The 18,563-nt window shown below is 61.7% G+C and carries 20 protein-coding genes; 1 reads left to right on the top strand and 19 read right to left on the bottom strand.

The genetic code is table 11. From position 1 onward, the window contains the following. Positions 1 to 13: 13 nt before the first annotated feature. From OG203_RS27050 to OG203_RS26965, 18 genes are all read right to left on the bottom strand, one after another. Positions 14 to 1,672: a phage tail protein gene (locus tag OG203_RS27050; RefSeq protein WP_405160070.1), complete on the bottom strand. Its 1,659-nt coding sequence runs from the start codon at positions 1,670 to 1,672 to the stop codon at positions 14 to 16. Then, a complete protein-coding gene (locus OG203_RS27045; RefSeq protein WP_405160069.1) occupies positions 1,669 to 2,547 on the bottom strand; it encodes a phage tail protein in 879 nt (292 codons plus the stop codon). Before OG203_RS27045 ends, OG203_RS27050 begins: the two co-directional genes overlap by 4 nt. 30 nt (positions 2,548 to 2,577) lie before the next feature. Next, a complete protein-coding gene (locus OG203_RS27040) occupies positions 2,578 to 4,068 on the bottom strand; it encodes a hypothetical protein (RefSeq protein ID WP_405160068.1) in 1,491 nt (496 codons plus the stop codon). A 1,460-nt stretch (positions 4,069 to 5,528) separates the two neighbouring features. Then, the gene (locus OG203_RS27035; protein ID WP_405160067.1) at positions 5,529 to 6,020 is read right to left on the bottom strand and encodes a hypothetical protein; all 492 of its coding nucleotides are present in this window, start codon (positions 6,018 to 6,020) and stop codon (positions 5,529 to 5,531) included. Between the two features lie 773 nt (positions 6,021 to 6,793). Then, complete coding sequence (locus tag OG203_RS27030) at positions 6,794 to 7,285, bottom strand: hypothetical protein (protein WP_405160066.1); 492 nt, start codon at positions 7,283 to 7,285, stop codon at positions 6,794 to 6,796. 517 nt (positions 7,286 to 7,802) lie between these two features. Then, the gene (locus tag OG203_RS27025; RefSeq protein WP_405160065.1) at positions 7,803 to 8,294 is read right to left on the bottom strand and encodes a hypothetical protein; all 492 of its coding nucleotides are present in this window, start codon (positions 8,292 to 8,294) and stop codon (positions 7,803 to 7,805) included. 136 nt (positions 8,295 to 8,430) lie between these two features. Then, on the bottom strand, positions 8,431 to 11,112 hold the full coding sequence (locus tag OG203_RS27020) for a zeta toxin family protein (RefSeq protein ID WP_405160064.1): 2,682 nt from the start codon (positions 11,110 to 11,112) through the stop codon (positions 8,431 to 8,433). Beyond that, the gene (locus OG203_RS27015; protein WP_405160063.1) at positions 11,105 to 11,407 is read right to left on the bottom strand and encodes a hypothetical protein; all 303 of its coding nucleotides are present in this window, start codon (positions 11,405 to 11,407) and stop codon (positions 11,105 to 11,107) included. The genes OG203_RS27020 and OG203_RS27015 overlap by 8 nt, the downstream gene beginning before the upstream one ends. A 52-nt stretch (positions 11,408 to 11,459) precedes the next feature. Beyond that, the gene (locus tag OG203_RS27010) at positions 11,460 to 11,771 is read right to left on the bottom strand and encodes a hypothetical protein (RefSeq protein ID WP_405160062.1); all 312 of its coding nucleotides are present in this window, start codon (positions 11,769 to 11,771) and stop codon (positions 11,460 to 11,462) included. A gap of 167 nt (positions 11,772 to 11,938) precedes the next feature. Next, entirely contained in the window at positions 11,939 to 12,328 is a 390-nt protein-coding gene (locus OG203_RS27005; RefSeq protein WP_405160061.1) for a hypothetical protein, read from the bottom strand. Positions 12,329 to 12,418: 90 nt separating this feature from the next. Then, entirely contained in the window at positions 12,419 to 12,568 is a 150-nt protein-coding gene (locus OG203_RS27000) for a hypothetical protein (protein WP_405160060.1), read from the bottom strand. A gap of 98 nt (positions 12,569 to 12,666) precedes the next feature. Next, complete coding sequence (locus OG203_RS26995; protein ID WP_405160059.1) at positions 12,667 to 13,332, bottom strand: hypothetical protein; 666 nt, start codon at positions 13,330 to 13,332, stop codon at positions 12,667 to 12,669. 38 nt (positions 13,333 to 13,370) lie between these two features. Further along, on the bottom strand, positions 13,371 to 13,823 hold the full coding sequence (locus tag OG203_RS26990) for a hypothetical protein (RefSeq protein WP_405160058.1): 453 nt from the start codon (positions 13,821 to 13,823) through the stop codon (positions 13,371 to 13,373). A gap of 247 nt (positions 13,824 to 14,070) precedes the next feature. Beyond that, a complete protein-coding gene (locus OG203_RS26985; RefSeq protein WP_405160057.1) occupies positions 14,071 to 14,268 on the bottom strand; it encodes a hypothetical protein in 198 nt (65 codons plus the stop codon). A gap of 601 nt (positions 14,269 to 14,869) precedes the next feature. Further along, the gene (locus OG203_RS26980) at positions 14,870 to 15,214 is read right to left on the bottom strand and encodes a hypothetical protein (RefSeq protein WP_405160056.1); all 345 of its coding nucleotides are present in this window, start codon (positions 15,212 to 15,214) and stop codon (positions 14,870 to 14,872) included. Between the two features lie 458 nt (positions 15,215 to 15,672). After that, positions 15,673 to 16,368, bottom strand: coding sequence for a hypothetical protein (locus tag OG203_RS26975; protein ID WP_405160055.1), 696 nt, complete (start codon positions 16,366 to 16,368; stop codon positions 15,673 to 15,675). Between the two features lie 40 nt (positions 16,369 to 16,408). Further along, positions 16,409 to 17,203, bottom strand: a complete 795-nt coding sequence (locus tag OG203_RS26970) for a hypothetical protein (protein WP_405160054.1) — start codon at positions 17,201 to 17,203, stop codon at positions 16,409 to 16,411. A 227-nt stretch (positions 17,204 to 17,430) separates the two neighbouring features. Beyond that, positions 17,431 to 17,610 (bottom strand): hypothetical protein, encoded by a 180-nt coding sequence (locus OG203_RS26965; protein ID WP_405160053.1) that lies wholly within the window; start codon positions 17,608 to 17,610, stop codon positions 17,431 to 17,433. 188 nt (positions 17,611 to 17,798) lie between these two features. On the opposite strand from OG203_RS26965, the gene OG203_RS26960 reads away from it, so the two are divergent. Next, entirely contained in the window at positions 17,799 to 18,056 is a 258-nt protein-coding gene (locus OG203_RS26960; protein WP_191093744.1) for a helix-turn-helix domain-containing protein, read from the top strand. A gap of 222 nt (positions 18,057 to 18,278) precedes the next feature. Here the strand turns inward: OG203_RS26960 and OG203_RS26955 are convergent, their stop codons facing one another. Further along, positions 18,279 to 18,539: a hypothetical protein gene (locus tag OG203_RS26955; RefSeq protein WP_405160052.1), complete on the bottom strand. Its 261-nt coding sequence runs from the start codon at positions 18,537 to 18,539 to the stop codon at positions 18,279 to 18,281. Between the last annotated feature and the right edge of the window lie 24 nt (positions 18,540 to 18,563).

Below are 18,563 nucleotides of genomic sequence, written 5' to 3'. Positions count from 1 at the left end.
GAGTTGCGCTAGTTCACATAACGCCGAGTTCGTGCAGGTCGCCCATGATCCCCTGGATATGGCGGAGCGAGCGCGCCACCGGATCCTCGAGGGCTTTCTCGTCACCGATGGTGATCTGCCATGCGGGCGTGACGCCGCGCTTCCAGGACAGCTCCAGCGCGGTGACCTGGTCGACGAAGACCTGACCGGGGGGCATCCCCGCGACGGTCGAGCCGATCCGATCGCCGAGGAAGTAATGCCCCTGGCCGTTCTCCCCGATCAGGTACGGCGCACCGTCGGCGACCGTGAGTTTGTGGCTGGTGAAGGATCGGGTCGACCACAGGCCTTTGCGCAACGCGACCAGTGCGGACAGGGTGTACCCCTTGTCCGCGCCGGGCTGGAAGAATTCGAAGTAGTGTGACCAGCCCATTTTCGGAGCACGCAGCGGTGACTTGTAGGACATCCAGGCCAGGATCGTGTCCTTGTACAGCGGATGCAGGAACGCATCGATCGCGCCGCCGAGCGGCACGCCGGTGATACCCGCGATCGCGTTGGCGGCCAGATCGCCCGCCAGGTTCACCGCGGCCGACATGGCCTCGTTCACGCCGTAGGGGCTGTTGCCGCCGCAGTTGATCTGCACCGCGGTAGCCGGCGAAATCGTGAACTCGGAGGTCTGGATGCCGGTGTACTCGGACTCCCGGTACACCACCCACGGGCTACTCGGGCGCGTGCCGAGCCAGTCGGGCCTTCGGTACTCGTCGGGCGCGTTGGGATCGGGTACCTCTTTCGACTCCTGCTCCCGGAAGTCGTCGGTGAACTTCTGGACGGTGTGCTTCAAGCCGTCCAGCACCGAACCGCCCTGCGAGGTGCCGTTGTAGAAGCCCGACTTGTCCACGATGTCGAAGACCAGGCAGCCGTGCCGCAGCTTCGCGCCCGGCCACGCGGGCGGATCCCCCTCCAGCCACCTGCGGCAGGTGACCATCAGCTGAGCGTCCTCCAAAGTGCCCGCCGCCATCTCGTGCCACGTCTTCCAGCGTGCGGACAGGACGGTCCACACCGACGTATCGGAGAAGAAGTCGTTCGGCGCCACCACCATCGACCAGCTTTCCTGGTTCAGGTTGAACCACTGCGCCGGATCGAGCGGGTCGTCCGGCAGGGCCCAGAGGTTGGCTTCCTTACGCAGAATGTTCAGGAACAGTGCGAGTTTCAGACACCACGCCGACGGTCCCGCCAGCATGAAGACGCGGGGGAACTGCACAGCGGCGGGCAGGAAAGGATTACTCCAGACCTGGATCCACTTCAGCTCCTCGTAGTCGTGCATGAACTGCAAGACCACGGTCTGCAAACCGGTTTCGGTCTTCTTGAGCGTCGCCGTCTTCATCCGGCCGCTCCACCGCGTCCCGTCCTTGTCGACGGTGATGTGCACGTTCTCGGTGGACCGGCGCCGCGCGTCCATGACCCATGTGGCCAGGTAGTGATCCGCGGGGATCTCGATCTGGCCGGTGCCGGATTCGTTGAGCAGCCACTTGAAGTCGGCGGAGTACTCCGCCCGGCAGATGCCGCGCAGGTTCCAGTCGCCGTCCCACAGCCGCACCAGCGGTGGCTGAATACGCGCGTCCTTACGCTGATTTCGCGTCGCCATCGCGTCGCGATGGATGGCCTCCACCTGATCGATCGGCTCGAGACTCGTCATTGCAGCCCCCACGGTCGCGACCAGTTACGCGGGCAACGCACCTGAACTGTCGCACCGGCCGGCGCACCCGCGACGGTCACCGGGAGCTTCGTCTCCGGCGTCCACGGCGGCACCGAATGCGTGAACATCTTGCCGTTCATCCGGGCCCACACCGAGGTGTGGTCGGCCGCGACGATCATCTCTTGCATCGGATCGGTGTCGACGGTGATGTGCTGACCGGTCGTCAACGACGGCAGCGTGATAGTACGAGCCTTTTGCTGGTCGTCGGCCCAGGAGTAGTCGGGCAGCGTCCAGGTGCCCGGTGCGGTCGCCACCCAGCGCAGCCAGAGCGGCTGATCCGTCGGATTCGACACTGGCAGCCATAGGGTTTCGGACTTGCCGTCCGGGCGGGTGTCGGTGTTCGAGACCGCTGTCGCGGTCACATCGTCTTCCACCCACCATGGCACGCCGGCGGTGCACGTCATCGTGACCTGCGACCATTGTTTCAGGTGCGGGTCGCGCATCGGTTTGAATTCCGGCTGCTGCGCCATCCGCAGAGGCAAAGTGCGAGCACCGTATTCGGTGGTGATCGTCAGCTTGGCATCGCGGTCGTATGCCCAGGCTTTGCGCCAGGCGGAGTCGACCAGTTCCCAACTCGCGGAGCCTGTTTCGGAGACGTTGACGCCGAAGACCACGTCGCGCTTCTGCCAGTTGGCGCCGCCGTAGGTTGCGCCGATCTGGAAGGCTGTCGAGTTCCAGATCGTGGTGACCGGCGCGTCGTAGAGCCCGGTCGGTGCCGTGCCCAGTTCGACGCCCTCGGCGCCCTGTCCGGGTCCGGCCAGCGTCCACAACGACCCGTCGACGCCTTCCACTTCAATCAAAGCGGCCTCGGCCACGATTGATTCACCTCAGTTCGATCGAGTTGGTTATGACCAGCGTCCGACATAGGTCAGTGCGCGCTGCGATTCCCAGGTCTTGGCCTTCTGGAATGCGGTATCGACATCGGGTGTCGAGATATTGATGGTCAATGACTGATCCACAGTGCCGTTGCACGCGCAGTTACCAGTGCCCGTGCCGAGCTGGGTGGATTGGTCCGTCAGTGGGGAATCGCCGAGCGAGGACAGCGCATCCGCGTCCGTCGTGGCGGCGTCGACCACCGAGCTGTCCTTCTGCGCCTGCAACAGGGCACTGCCCTTGGATAGGGCCTGCACGAAACCTGGTGCGGTGTCCTGGATTCCGAACACATCGAGCGTGTCGCTCAGGTAGCCGGCGGCGAATTGATTCGCCGCGTTACCGAAGTTCTCCTGAGCTCGACCCCAGATGGCGGCCGTGCCGGTCTTTTCCTCGGCGGAATCCTTGTCCGGGCCGAACAGCCCGCGCGCCGCCTTCTGTGCCGCGTCACCGGTGAAACTCGACCAGGATGCGATACCACCATCAGCGAAACGTGGTGCGCCGTAATTGATCATGTCGAGTAGCGGCTTGAACCGCGCCGTCGACTCCGCATTGATCACATACTCACCATCGGACAACCACGCCGCAATAGCATCACCCCGCGGCCCACCAGGACCACGAATCACACCACCATCAGCCCTCTTCTCACCACCAGAAAAACCACGCAACTTATCAATGATCCCACTGAGATCCGGCGTACGAAAAGGACCGACACCAACATTCGAAATCAAGCCCAAACCATCAGCGATCTTACCGACCACCCACTTGATCCCCGACATCACACCATCCCACACCCCCTTGATACTGTCCCCCAACCCGGTAAACAAACCCGAGATCATATCCGTCGCAGCCCTGAACGCAGGCACCACCGACTCGGTCCAAATATCCTTGAACCAATTACCCACCGGCAGAAGAACATTCTTATACACCCAGTCAAACGCCAGCTTGACCTTGTCCCAGTTCTTCACCAACAACACAATCGCAGCAACCGCAGCAGTAATACCGATCACAATCGCACCAATCGGATTAGCACTCATCACCACATTCAACAACGTCTGCGCAACCGCCCACGCCTTCGAACCCGCAGTAACAGCCTTCTGCGCAGCACCAAACTTCTGCACACCCGACACATGAGACTTCATCGCATCCGACGACTTCTTCACCGCATCAGCCTGCGCCTTCACCGCATCCGTCTGCGCCTTCACCGCAGCAGTAGCCACCTTCGAATCAGCCGCCAACTTCGACGCCTCACCCGAACCGGCCTTAACACCCGCCGCAGGCTTAACCACCGACGACTTAGCGGCAGCACCAGGCCTATTCGAAGGCCCACCACCCGCACCGGCCAGCATCTCAGCCGCCATCATCGGGCCTTCGCCTACCGCGTCCATCAGAGCGGCCGGGGCATCAGCCACCGCCGACATCACCGAAGAAGGAAGGAACTCCGACGCCGCCGCGGAAGCCGCCATCGCGGCGACCGGCGAGAGGTTTCCGGGAGAAAGTCGAGGTCCACCGCGCGGACCTTTCGGCGGTCCGCCCCTGGGTATACGGGGTCCGCCGTCATCTTGCGGTCCGCGCCCAGGGCGACCGCCTGGTCGGCCGGGACCTGTTGGCCGAGGGCCATTTTGGTTACCGGGGCCACGAGGAGGGGCTCTGGATCCGCCCTGCGCCCGCGACGTCTGCCCGCCCTTGACGACATCATTCTTAGCGGGAGCGGCGTCGCCTTTGCTGTCTTTCAGCTTTGCTTCTTCACGCCGAACATTCCGCATGATCTCCGGGTCTATATCGGGTCTGACGGTCCTTGCAGTTTCTCTTGTACCCAATACTTCCCGACCGGGAGGAAGTGGCATATCGTCATATACTCGACTCTGCAGCGTGTCGACCGCATTTCTATGCTCCCGCTTTTGGCCATATTTACTCAAAGCCCCACTTCGATAAAGTTCGTATAGTTCGTGGGTCTTTTGCTTGGCTTCGAAGCTCTCCGGAGTGTGGAACTGTAGCTCGAACTCTTCTCCAGTTCTACCATGCTGCCACGCAGTATTGTAACCTTTATAAATTGGGTCATCCCATTTATTTGAGTCCTTTATCTGCGTGTAGCCCTTCGCCCGAAGTCCCGCCTCCGCTGCCTGAGTGCCACTTACATATCTCTCATTGTCAAAGGTTAGCGTGTATCTATTAAGGTCTTTGATCTCATCTAGCTTCTCAGCGAAATTCGAGTCGCCATGGCCAGCTTTCCCCTCGAGTTTACTTTGAAGTCTGTCCAGGCCTTTCAGGGAATATTGCTTACCCTGCAGCTGAGCGCCGTGCGAAGCCGTGCTTTCCCGAACCCCTTCCATTAATTCATCCAAACGCGGCTGAGCTTCCGCGGCGGCACGCCACCGCTCGGTCATCAGCCGCATCTGCACTGGCGTCAATCGCTGTTCGTATCCTCCTTTGGGAGGGCGACTCCGCGGTTCACCTCCTGGCGCAACAATGCGCTCATTTGATCCGTCGCCATTCACAAAAGTCTCTCCTGAAGTTTAATCGTCACATTTGAATGCGACTCACTCCTGATCATTTGAAATCGCATGCATCGGAATGCTGATCATGAATGCATGCACCGCCATATCGCCTATCTAAATAGCGAGGGCACAGCATAAATCGCCGTACACTTAGTGCGGTAAATTCACGCACAGCACACGGAGTGATGTAATAAATTCTGTGATTGCCACAACGACAATAAACTCGAGCACTGTCCGGATGAACTTCCGAATGCGCAATCGTGAGCTGTTACCGAGCGCGTTTAGGCAATAGGATTACACTGACACAATCTGCTCAAGTAAGAGATAAGTAGCGCCAGTTAATTTACTTTCGAAGCGAGTTGAAATCTCCGAATTAAACGCACCCAAGATCTGGATACGCCAGCAGCGGATCATTTCTCTATTAGATGCTATAGATTAATTGCGCCCGAGATGCCACGCCGCTCACGAATTATAACCTCTGCCTCGTCGGCATTAATCTCTATCAAATGCGGCGGATTCGATGTATGAGGATCCCAAAAGTCATCTATCGCACTGTCTTCGTGCCACTTGTTGTCACGCATAAAACCCTCGTCAAGCTGGCATTCTGGACTATTCCGTCGGCGGATTACCGTTGTCGGCGGATCGCCGGCACGCCATCTGTACACACTGCTGTAGTACGCCCAATAGCGCACCCATACCTGGTGATCGGCGGCCAGTTCCGCCGCACGCTCGGCCGTCACCGGGTACAACACCTCAGACCTAGGTGGTTTGATGAACTTCGTTCGGTCAGGCCTGTGCCAGCGCCAATCGAACAGCGACAGATACTCCCAGTGGTCCCCGAGCCGACGCCATAGACTCTCCGGCCTGTCCGCTGTATATGGCGGCGCGGCCTCAACAAAATACTCGAGCCGGTCGTTCATCGTTAACCCCTCCTCCGCAAGGCACTCGCGAAGCCGCCGAACCACTCGCAGTGTCCGCGATACCTGCCAAGCCTCAGCGCATGTCGTTCGTATAAGACTAATCTGCCCGGCCGAAGACACCTCTGCTGGATGACCGTACCGGGAATGCGTCGACCAGGTCTTCCTTGACCGGAGTCGACAGCGATCCAACCGACGAGTGGTCAGCGCCAGTGACGCGAAGACTCCGGCCGGACCTCACAGGGCCGACAAGCCCTCGAGATCGGTTGCGCCCACAGCACCACGTAGTTGCCGAAGTTGCTGTTCCGCCTCATCAGCGCCTATCTAGACCAAATACTGCGGATCGGACGTCTGGGGGTCGGAGGACTGATCTATCACCCGTGTAGTCCGCCAGGAGTTGTTGCGCGAGAAGGCCTCATCCAGTTCCTGCTCCGGACTGGTCCGTCGACGGACCACCGTTATAGGCGGTTCGCCAGCGTCACAAGCTATCTCGCCGATGTAGTACAACCAGTACTCCACCCATCCTTGCCGATCGGCGACAAGATTCGCCGCTCGATCGGATGACACCGGGTGCGGTAGCTCCGACCTGGGTGGTTCGGTGACGCGGCCTGGTCAGCCTTGTGCCACCGCCAGTCGGTCAGCGACAAGTACTCCCCACAATCCATCCAGTCGACGCCCAAGACTATGCGGGCGCTCTTGGGTGTCGGGCGGTATGACCTTCACGAATTACTCGTACACTTCGCCCATCACTGGCCATCCTCCGCAAAACATCGGCGCTACAGGTCGATCGCATGAACTATGCCGCGCTGCTCACGAATGAATTGCTCGGCTTCATCAGCTGTGATCTCGATCAAATGTGGCGGGCTCGAAGTGCGACGATCCCAGAATTCGTTGATCGTGCCGTTCTCGTGCCACCGATTGTCATTCAAGAATGCCTCGTCGAGCTGCCACTCCGGGCTATTTCGTCGCCGTACCACAGCGTAAGGCTCGTCACCATCTTGCCAGCTATAGAGACTGGAGTAGTACTTCCAATAGCGCACCCATATCTGGTGATCGGCAGCCAGTTCCGCCGCGCGCTCAGCCGTCACCGGATGCAACACCGCAGACTGCGGTGCATTGATGTACTTCGTCCTATCGGTCCTGTGCCAGCGCCAATCGATCAACGACAGGTACTCCCAGTGGTCCCCGAGCCGACGCCACAGACTCTCCGGCTTCTCGGGCTCGTACGGCAGTAGAGCCTTCACAAAATACTCGAGCCCGTCGCTCATGGTTGCCCCTCCTCGCAAGACCTCGGCGACACCCGCGAACACACATAATGTTCGCGACACCTGCCGAGCCTCAGCGCATGTCGTTCGTATAAGACTAATCTGCCAGGCCGAAAACATCTCTGCCGGATGGCTGTACCCGGGTTGCATCAACCAGGTCAGGTCTTCTTGGACCGGAGTCGACATCGATCCAACCGAAGAGTGGTCAGCGCCAGTGGCACGAAGACTCCAGCCGGACCTCACAGGGCCGACAAGCCCTAGAGATCGGTTGCGCCCGCAGCACTACTTAGTTGCCGAATTTGCTGTTCCGCCTCGTCGGCACCTATCTCGACCAGATACGGTGGATCGGACGTCTGAGGGTCGGAGGACTGATCTATCACCTGGGTCGTCCGCCAGGACTTGTTGCGCGGGTCGACGCCATGAGCTCTGCGGGCGCGCTTGGGTTGTAGTGCGGTCTGACCTTCACGAAGTACTCGTACCGGGCGCTCATCACTGGGCCCTCCTCCGCACGACTTCGGCCCTACAGATCGGTTGCGCGAGCTACGCCGTGCTTGCCCCTAATGAATAGGTCAGCCTCTTCAACACTGATCTCGATCAAATGCGGCGGACTCGAAGTGCGATAATCCCAGAATTCATCGAACGAACTGTCCTCGTGCCATCGTTTGTCATTCCTGAATGCCTCATCGAGCTGCCACTCCGGACTATTTCGACGCCGGACCACCGATGAAGGCTCGTCACCATCTTGCCATCTATAAAAACTGGAGTAATACTTCCAATAGCGCACCCATACTTGGTGATCGGCAGCCAGTTCCGCCGCACGCTCAGCCGTCACCGGATGCAACACCGCAGACTGTGGCGCATTGATGTACTTCGTCCTATCGGTCCTGTGCCAGCGCCAATCGATCAACGACAGATACTCCCAGTGATCCCCCAGCCGACGCCATAGGCACTCCGGACGATCTGCGGTGTATGGCTTCCGGGCTTCGACGAAGTAGTCGAGTTGGTTGTCCATCGTTGGCCCCTCCCTGGCGAGGCCTCCGAGTCGCTAGCGAACGACGGATCGTGTTGGCGGCGTTGGCGGGCCTCAACGCATGCTGTTGATATAAGGGTAGCGGCGCGGGCGGGATGGTGGGCGGGCGTGGTCGGTGTCACCAGCGGGCCGTATAGGTCAGGGCGCGTTGGGATTCCCAGGTTTTGGCCTTTTGGAATTCTGTGTTCGGATCGGGTCGCCGGACGTTGATGGTCGTTGACCGCTTGACTTTTGGGGTGCCGGTGCAGGTGTGGGTGATCTGGGTCGTGAGGGGGGAATCGCTCAGGGAGGACAGGGAGTCCGCGTCTGTCACGGCGGCGTCTATCACTGAGTTGTCGTTCTGCGCCTGCAGCAGGGTGCTGCCCTGGGACAGGCCCTGCACGAAACCTGGTGCGGTGTCTTGGGTTCCGAACGCACCGAGGGTGTCGGTCGTGTAGCCGGAGGCGAATTGGCTTGCGGCACTGCCGAAGTTGTCCTGGGCTCGGCTCCAGATGCTGGCCGTGCCAGCCTTGTCGCCGGTGACGACCTTCTCCTGGCCGAGTAGTCCGCGCATCGCTTGTTGCGCTTCATCTTCCGCGGTGCGTGGTGTGCCGAAGTTGATCATGTCGAGTAGGGGCTTGAACCGCGCCGTCGACTCCGCATTGATCACATACTCACCATCGGACAACCACGCCGCAATAGCATCACCCCGCGGCCCACCAGGACCACGAATCACACCACCATCAGCCCTCTTCTCACCACCAGAAAAACCACGCAACTTATCAATGATCCCACTGAGATCCGGCGTACGAAAAGGACCGACACCAACATTCGAAATCAAGCCCAAACCATCAGCGATCTTACCGACCACCCACTTGATCCCCGACATCACACCATCCCACACCCCCTTGATACTGTCCCCCAACCCGGTAAACAAACCCGAGATCATATCCGTCGCAGCCCTGAACGCAGGCACCACCGACTCGGTCCAAATATCCTTGAACCAATTACCCACCGGCAGAAGAACATTCTTATACACCCAGTCAAACGCCAGCTTGACCTTGTCCCAGTTCTTCACCAACAACACAATCGCAGCAACCGCAGCAGTAATACCGATCACAATCGCACCAATCGGATTAGCACTCATCACCACATTCAACAACGTCTGCGCAACCGCCCACGCCTTCGAACCCGCAGTAACAGCCTTCTGCGCAGCACCAAACTTCTGCACACCCGACACATGAGACTTCATCGCATCCGACGACTTCTTCACCGCATCAGCCTGCGCCTTCACCGCATCCGTCTGCGCCTTCACCGCAGCAGTAGCCACCTTCGAATCAGCCGCCAACTTCGACGCCTCACCCGAACCCGCCTTAGCACCAACCGCCGGTTTAAACACCGACGACTTCGCCGCAGCACCAGGCCTATTCGAAGGTCCAGCAGCATTTCCGAGCAGGCTCATCGTCGCATCCGGCGCCTGCCCGATCATCTGCTGCGCCGCCGCAGTTGGATCATTCACCACTGCCGACAACTCGGGAATCATCCCGGTCGCGCTGCCGACACCAGCCAACAACACACCCGCCGCGCTGGCGGCTCCAGCGATCCGCCCCTTCAACCCAGCGCCGGGGCGACGCTTACTTCTGGGACGAGGACTAGGCCCTTTCGGGCCATCATCCCGAGGACGCGGTATGCCGCCGCCGCTCGGTCCGCTGCTGCCGCTCGACCCGCCGCGATCGGGCGACGACCCAGGACTAGGTATTCGTCCATTGCCGGTGGAAGCACTGCCCTGAGCAGGTTGCTGCCGGTGGGCCGGCGGACCCGGTTCTCCCGGCCGATTCTGGGCTGCGGCCTGACGACGCTCACGGAACGCCTGATCGACAGTTCTGCGCTGCCCGCTCGGTGTTGCTCTCGCGTCGGTCCCACTCCGTAGCAACGCCGTGCGATCTGCTTCGGCGTAGTCGACAGCACTCAAAACACGGGGATCAACCGGCTCCTGCCGGACAGATCGGTCGGTACTACGCAGGTACGCGACCTGGTCGTTGAAGCGTTTGGTCTGGTCCGGCGTCGGCTTCCGGTTTCGCTCGGTCCGCATTGCTTGGGCAGCCGCAGGTGTCCGCTCCAGCGAACCATCCGCGTTGCGATGATTCTCATGTAAGACTTCGCCGTTACGGTCGACAATGTAGATATTGTCGACTTTGCCAGCAGCCTCCAGATAGTGCGCTACAGCCGGATTGTTCTCATAGGTTTCATAATGCAGCTTAGGGTCAACCCAGCGCCCGTAGCCGAGACCGGGGTTGTCACGATCCCGTTGATAGCGTTGCGCAATACCCAGCATGCTGTCGGACTCGTGAGTGGCCACGAATACCGCAGTGGTCTCATAGCCTCTGTCCCGGAACCCATCAATCCACGCGTCGGCCCAGTCCTTACGCCCGAAAGGATGGCTGGCGATCACATCGTATTTCGGCAATCCGGTGTCACCACGCAGATTGGCCAGGTATTCCTGGTGATGCCCTTTCGGCATCTCCCTGCCGACCGCGTCGACGCCGGAGATGCCGTTCGCCCGCATAATGTCCGCGTATCGCGGATGTATTTTTGCGTTATCGTCGCCATCATAGGCAGCAACCGAGCGATCGCCAAGTGCGGCGACAAGCCTTTCTTGCGTTGTCGTCTTACCGGCGCCCTGCTGACCTGCAATGACTATGAACTGCGGCCGTTCACCTTCCGCACGAACAGGCGCCTCGGGCGGGATAAGATTTCGAATCCGCTCGTTCTTGGCCTGCTCGATAAGAGCAGCTTCTCGACGCGCATGATTCTCATTCACGCGCTCCCCATCGATCCTTCTCACGAAGTCGACGAATCAGCTCTGGATAGTCCGCTACAATACGTCGTGCTTCATCAATATGCATGAACGGCATTTCACGCAGAATGTCCGATTGCCTATCACGCTCCGCTTCGAGCTTCGCCTTCTCCTCTTGGTCTTCCTCATCGAATGCGATCGATCGGTAGAGAGAAATCACTGCCTCGACATACGACTTGGCATCCTCGCGAATATGCAGGATCTCGACCGGCGGGATCGGGATACCAGCTCGAATAGTCCGCTTGATCTTGTCGCTCATGCTTTCGTGGTCCATAATGAGAGCCTCCTCGAGTCCGTTGAGACCCGTTATTCTATGGGTTAGGCCCATCCTCATCCTGTGGTGCGGTGAATTCGTCGATGAGTTTCTGCATCGATTGCAGGCGGCGCTCGTCGCGGATCAGGTCCAATGCGGTGACCGGTCTCGGCATCGGCTTGACGGTGGGTGGGGTGGCGCCTGCGGCGGCGATGACCGCGGCCTGCACTCCCTGTAGGCCGTCGATGATCGACAGCAGTAGGTAGGTGTGCAGGGTGTAGCCCTCTGGTGTCGGACCCGTTGGGCTGGAGGCATTTTCGCCGTCGTGCTCCTCTAGTGCGAGGATTTGGCCGGCGATCGTCGGGTCCATCGCGACGGCCGCCTTGTAGTGCGAGCCGTGCGGGAGGCGGTCCTTGAAACGCCAGATGGTGCGCCAGTCGCGCGTCCGGAGTTCGGTGGGCCCGAAGCAGTCTCGGATGTCGATGCCGCACTCCAGCAGGTCGTAGTCGAGCGCGGCACCGAAACGATCCCAGAACTCTACGAGCCCGAGGATCCCCCCGGCAGGGCCGCGGCGCCTTCTCCGTAGAAGTGGGCGTAGAGGTCGTTCTGGAAGGCGACCCACTCGTCCAACGGCCGGTCGGCGTAGAGGTCTTCGACGGCTTCGTACTGGTCGCCGAGCAGGATCGCCAGCTGCTCGTCCTCGTCATCGGTTTCGCGAAGCGCCCTCGCCTGCTTTCGGGTGAGCGGCTGGATGGCGATGTCCGCGGTCAATTGGTAAGGGCCCCTGCGCTTTCCGGACAGTTCCTGTTGGATCTCGAAGAAGCGACCTTCATCGCTTAGCCCGGTGCTCGCGGCCGAGGATTTCGTGCGTTGCGTTGCCAATGTAATTCTCCGGTTGTGGTGGATGCCGGTGGTAGTGGTCGGCATCGCGTCGAGTTTCGGGTGGTCCGTCCGATCGCCCCATGCGTGGCGTTACGTCAGTTCTGTGCTGGCGCAACGACACACAGGGCGAGCGAGCTACTTTTGCCGAGCCTTGGCGGCAGGCGCGACGACCTGCTGATGGCCGAGCGAGAAGACAGCGTTCACGTAGGAGGTGGCGTCGTACACCTGGTACTCGGCCGCACCGTCGGTCATGGTGACGGGGAATTCGGTGGGGATTGCGGACATGATTGACCTGTTCTTCTCTCCGGTGCAGGTTCAGGAAAGAGTGGGTGCGTGCCGCGACCGGAGACGCACGGCACGCACCCACGTTCAGCGGCCGCGGGTTACGCGGACGCGGTCGCGATGCCGGTCTTGGCGAGCAGCTTCTTCCAGCCGGTGCCACCGAAGCCGTGCGCGACCGCGTAGCCGGCGGTGTCGTCCTTGAAGGCGCTCAGCGTGAGCTTCTGCGACATGATGTTGGTCGCGGTCCACTGCTCACCGGCGTACTTGGTGACGGCGACCTTCGGCAGCACCTTGAACACGTAGATCGGCGCGGCGTCGTTGCCGTCCTTGGCGATGATGATCGCGGAGTAGTAGGTGATCTGCTCCGAGGACGGCTGCGCGAAGAACACCTCACCGGAGGCGGCCTTGGCCTTGACCTGATCCAGGTTTGCGCTGGTGGTAAGGGCGAGGGTGAGCGCGTTGATCTGCTGCGGCTCGAACTCGATCGTGGTGCTGTCACCGGTGATGTCGTTACGAGACGGTTCCAGCTCACCGTAGGACTCGATCGGGGCCGCGGTCACGTTGCGCGCGAACGCGACACCGGCCTTCTTATCGATCAGGCCGACCGACTTGTAGGCCGGCGGCAGGGTCTGCAGGGCGCCGGTCGGGTCGGTGAAATCGGCGGGCACCGGGGTGTACCAGGGCGCAAGGAAAACCGCGGCGTCGAGCGGCTTGAGCAGCAGCTCGCGCTGCGCGTCCTTGAGCAGCATCAAATTAGTGGCGGGCATTGTTTCTCCATTCGTTGGATAAGTTCTCCGCTGGCGGACTACTGCCTGCGGGCGTGCAGCGTGAAACCGATCTCGACCAGCTGACTGACCGGATCCAGATTCGGCAGGTCCGTCACCCCCTGGCTGCGCTGCAGGGTGGGCGGGAAGTACTTCACCTCGGCGGTGGTCGATTCCTCCGCCCAATCCACCAGGACTCCGTTGACACGGGCGCCTGGGGAATTGAGCATGGCTTCCCTGACCCGACCAACCAGCTTTTGGGCTGCGTCGCGGGTTTGACCGACGACGGTGACGCGCACCTTCGCGATGTAGGTGATCGCGTTGATATCCGAAGTGCCGCTGATGAATCGGACCCAGATGAACGGCAGCTTCGCCTGAATCTGGTCGCCGCTGGCCGGCAGCGTCGTGAGGGTGGTGCCGATCGGGGTGAGCAGGTCGACCATGAATTGCTCGAAGTCCGGGAACTCGCCCGGCGTCGGGTAGGGAGCGGTCATGGTTTCACCTGCACGTCGACGGCGAGAGTGCCGGTGTTGCCTGCGATTTCGGATTCGAGGTCGATGTCGTCGTGTGCGGTCAAGGTCTTCTCCGGGAAGTCGAGGTTGGGCAGAGTGGCCGCGCCGACGGCGGTTTACAGGCCGAGCAGCGGCAGGAGCAGGGGTAGTACCAGGGGTGCCAGGTCGTAGGCCAGCTTGAGCAGGTCGAGGGCGATGGTGAGCACGGGTTCACCTCCTCTCGGTCAGGTCAGTGACGCCGGGATGAGTCCGGCACGATGCGGCCCGCGGCGATCAATGTGTTGAAGGCCAAAGCTTTTCGGCGGCAGTGGTCGGTGGCGCAGGCGCGGTGAACGCGCATCGACTGGTGGGCCTGGTCGATGGTGAGTGAGGCTGCGGGGGTGGCGTGGTCGGCCAGCTCGAGCAGTTCCAGGACGGTGTTGTCCATGTCAGACCTCGGTTAGTCGAAAGATCAGGGCACCAACGGATTTGCGATGCTGCCGGAAGGTTTGAGCCCCACCCCCGGCCAAGGGGTGTACCGGGGGTGGGGCGAAACGCCCCGGTCGCTTCTTCCGTCTACGACCGCGAGCGAGAGGTCGGCGGGAGACGGGTGCGGAAACCGGGGCGGGTATGTGGCAGGCTCTTGCCCGCTTGTCATCGATCTCGAGGAGGTTTCGGGGGCATGCCACACGTAGCGGGCAGAGCGGAATGTGCTCTGCTGCTTCATCATTCGCGGCCCCGGCCACAGGAGTGGACGGGGCCGCGAAGGACGGAAGTATGAAAGTGATTGAGACTAAGGAAGTTTCCCGGTAAGTTCGGGAAGAGGGCGCAGCTCTGGCGCTGCACATAGCTTCACCTAAAGCTCGCGAGATGTCAACCCCCGAATACAAACTTTGGTGAAAATCGCAGGTAGATGGCTACTTTCGAGCAGCCTCGACGGGCCGGAAACGACGATTGCCCCACCTCTTACGAGGTAGGGCAATCATGTCTGTCCTCCGAGCGGATATGTCCCCTGATGATGAGTCAGAACATATCGTCGTCTTCGATGATTACGAGGTCTTGGCCTCCGACGAGCCTGTGCCGAGCAGCTTGATGAGGTCGACGAGGGCCGAGGCCGAACCGGTCTCCGTCTCCTTCGTGTCGGCCTTGGCGGAGCCGGTGCCCGAGCCCGACCCGGCGGCGGTGTCGGCCTTGGCAGAGCCAGTACCCGAGCCCGACCCGGCGGCGGTGTCGGCCTTGGCAGAACCGGTACCCGAGCCGGACCCGGCGGCGGTGTCGGCCTTGGCGGAGCCGGTACCCGAGCCCGAGTCGACGGCCGAGGCCAGGCCCGAACCGGCCAGGACGATGCCCGCGGTGGCCGCGAACACGACGCCGAACACGCGAATCTTGCTCATATAGAGATCTTCCCCTTGAAGAATCGGTCCCTCCATCGGCTGCCTGCTGGTAACCGATCGAGATTTTTCTATCACAGGGATTAGTCGGCTAGCGACCCTTCAGCCACACCACTCGCGTGGCCGCAATTGCCCATCGATAACGGGTCACTCATCGCGAGCATTTCGTAACAATGCCTGCAAACCTGGTGTCCGGCTGTGACTTCTACGGTATCCCCGGTATTCGAGGGACTTCGTCCGCATATCGGCATCTTGACGCCCTGCCAGCAGTACTCGATCGAGATGACGACCGAAGCTGAACCCGCGCGTCCAGCAACCGTGGAGCATGGGTCGTGCGAGATCAGCACTCGATCACAGGTACCCAGCAATTCAGGAGTTATGTCGTGATTCATTTCATACGGAATCACTGTAACGTTCGGCCGCGACCGCCGAATGCACGACGAATCACGTTTTGAAATACATCAATTCGAGCCTTTCGCGTCGGCTCGCACCCGGCGCCGCGTCGGATACACCAGATGTTCGTCCAATACCGCACCGACGGTGTACAACTCCGGCCAACCCGGTGCCCATGGTCCAGGCTGTGGCGCGATTTTCCCCGCGCTCCTGAGTGTTTGGATCCTGCGCACCGTAAGTCCGTGATACTCCGCGCCGAGTTCCTTTGCCAGCGAGGCGATCCCGGATGCGTTGAGGCGATGTCGCCGCGCCTGCTCCACCATCCCTTCGTCCAGCGCGATGGACGCGGCGGGCGGGCAGACGATGCACAGCGCGGCCTGCACTACCGTACGGATCTCCTCGGGCGCGCCCTCGGCACCCTCGGTCATGGCCAGTGCGATGAGGTTTCGGTCGAGCCAGCGAGCCAGGCCTGGCGTGGACGGGGATCCCGCGTATTCGAGACCGCGCTGCTCGCACACGAGCCGCACCCAGGACACGAGCACCGCGTGCAGCTCGTCGGCGGCACGGGAGGCGGCGGGGTTGTAGGGCAGGGGCTGCTCGCTCGGGCGGCGGTTCATCCGGTAGTCACCGCGGGTGCCGAGCCTGGACTGCCTGGTGAGTGAGATGGCGAGATCCTCGGCGAGGTCGGGGATCTCGCGAAGCGACTCGGCGAGCGCCCGGAGTTCCACGCGATCGAGGTAGAGATGATTCGGGTGCTCGGTCACCGGGAACCCGCCTTGGCAGACCATTGCGCGGTGGTGGTCGTCATGGTGTCGTTTCCTCTTCTGTGGAATGCCAGTGGTCGAGCGAGGTCACCGTGCGGTGGTCGCAGCGGAGCACGGGCGGATCGGGATTGACGGCGAGCAGGTCGGCGGGTGGATGGCGCCAACCGGCGTCGTCGCACATCACGCAGTGGCGGGCGGCTTCGCGGCGCTGCACCGCGTCGGCACGAAGGTCGTTGCCGTGCGCGGCATCCCACCGCTGCCTGGTTCGCCGCGCATCGGCGCAGGCACCGCAGGGTGGCGGCGCGGGATGGTTGCGGTGGATCGAGCATTGCCGGGCGGGCGGTGCGGATCGTGCTCCCCCGGAAGGATTTCCAGGGTCATGGACAGGGATAGGGGTTGCGATCTGCTGGGGCACTTGGTCGACGATGAGGCGAGCATCGGCCGAAGCCATTGCCAGAGTGGATGTTCGAGCATTTGACGCAGCACTTGCTTGCGCTCGGAGCTGTCGCGCCTGCCCGGAAACCTGCCCGCCTTTGCGCCCCGCGTCGGCCCGCTTGCGGCGGCGATCCTCGATTTCGGCCTTGGACATCTGCCGTTCGGTCCAGTCGTGGAACCGATAGCCGCCGTCGACAACTGTCCACAACCCAACCTCCACCAGCTTCTTCGCCTGTGCCGCCGAGCCGAGACCGCGCACGATCGCGGCGGGGACGAAGCCCTCGGTGAGCTGTTGCATCGACCACGAACCCGCCCGCACCCACAGGCCCATCGCGGCATTGCCTGCCGCGACGGCCTTGGGATGAAATCCGAGCTGGTCGTCGACCTGAAACCAGGGCATCAGCGGGCTCCCACGACCACCGGGGCAACGAGTGTCGCGCTGAATCCGGCGAGCGGCGGCACGCCGTGCGCGGCTTGATCGAGCGCCATCGCCGCGGTAGCTGATCGATCGCTCAGCATCGCTTATCCACCTTCCAGCACAAGGTGATTCGCGTCACAGAATGTTTGGTGTGACACGCCGTATCTCCCGTCGAGACTCGCCGGACGACCGTCGGATGTCGGCGACGGTCATCGCATATCCCGCTCGTCGGGCAAGAGGTCGACGACGCGGCGAGCAACCGCCGCGGCGATCCGAACGAGCTCGTCCACCGTGAACGAGCCGTGCGCGGCGAGCAGACCGCGCAGGTCGGATGCCGGTAGCCCGGAACGCGCGGCCAAGTCCTCGAGACAAAGTCCCGCATCGGACATGGCTTGCCGCACCCTCCGGGCAACCATGTGGTCTAGGTGTTCCATACGGAGCACATTAAGGTCCGTTCGGACCTGTCGCAACTCACGGATGACCTTTATGGGCGAAATGCCCGGTAGCTGCGGAGATCCTCGGCGTTTTTACGGCATGTCGTTTGCCAGGTAGCCATTCGGACCTCAGAATGGTCCGTATGGGTGTGGAAAAGGTACCTTCGGACATCAATCGCGCGGTCGGAGCAGAGCTCAGGGCGGCCAGGGCTCGGCGAGCGCTGACGCGCCCGCAACTCGCCGCGCTCACCGGGCTCGGCGTCAGCACGATCCAGCGCTTCGAGAACGGCGATCGGTCGCCGGACATGCAGCAGCTGCACGCACTGTGCACGGCGCTGGACATTCCGATGCGGGAGTTCGTTGCCGCGGCGCTGCGCGACGTCGAACGTCCCGAGGAGTAGCGCGACACAACCGAACATCGCACACTGCCGTCACCGCCAGGTCTCGGCGGCGCGAAAGCTATTGCGCGGGACAGTGAGTCGGGACGACTACCGGCGAACCGTTGCGGCGCAACACTTCACGCCCTGATATCGGCGCCGGTCGCCGTGTGATGAGCCGTGCTGGCATCTCGCTGCCGCAAGGCGCGCTTGCGAGCGCGAATGCGCGCGGCCTATAGGAACGCGTCAGGCGCAGCGTGGATCGGCACCGCCGTCGACCACCACCAGGTCGTCCACGATCACTCCGGTGGCCGCCTCGGCGTACTGCACAACCGCTTCGATCGGATCAACACCCATCACCCACGCGGCGAGTACGACGTCGCACAGCGTGCCATTGCCCTGCACAACGCGCAGGGCGACCTCGTCCCCGATAGCCGTACCCAGTGTGACTGCGGCGTTGGTGCCCCGCCCCGCCGCAAACGGTCTGACTGAGTCGATCTGGTCCACGACTGTAATCCCCTTCACTTCCGC

Origin of the sequence: Nocardia sp. NBC_01499 (assembly GCF_045040275.1) — a bacterium.
GTDB lineage: Bacteria > Actinomycetota > Actinomycetes > Mycobacteriales > Mycobacteriaceae > Nocardia.
The sequence above is the reverse complement of the archived record's forward strand: the minus strand, read 5'-3'. Positions and strand labels throughout refer to the sequence as shown.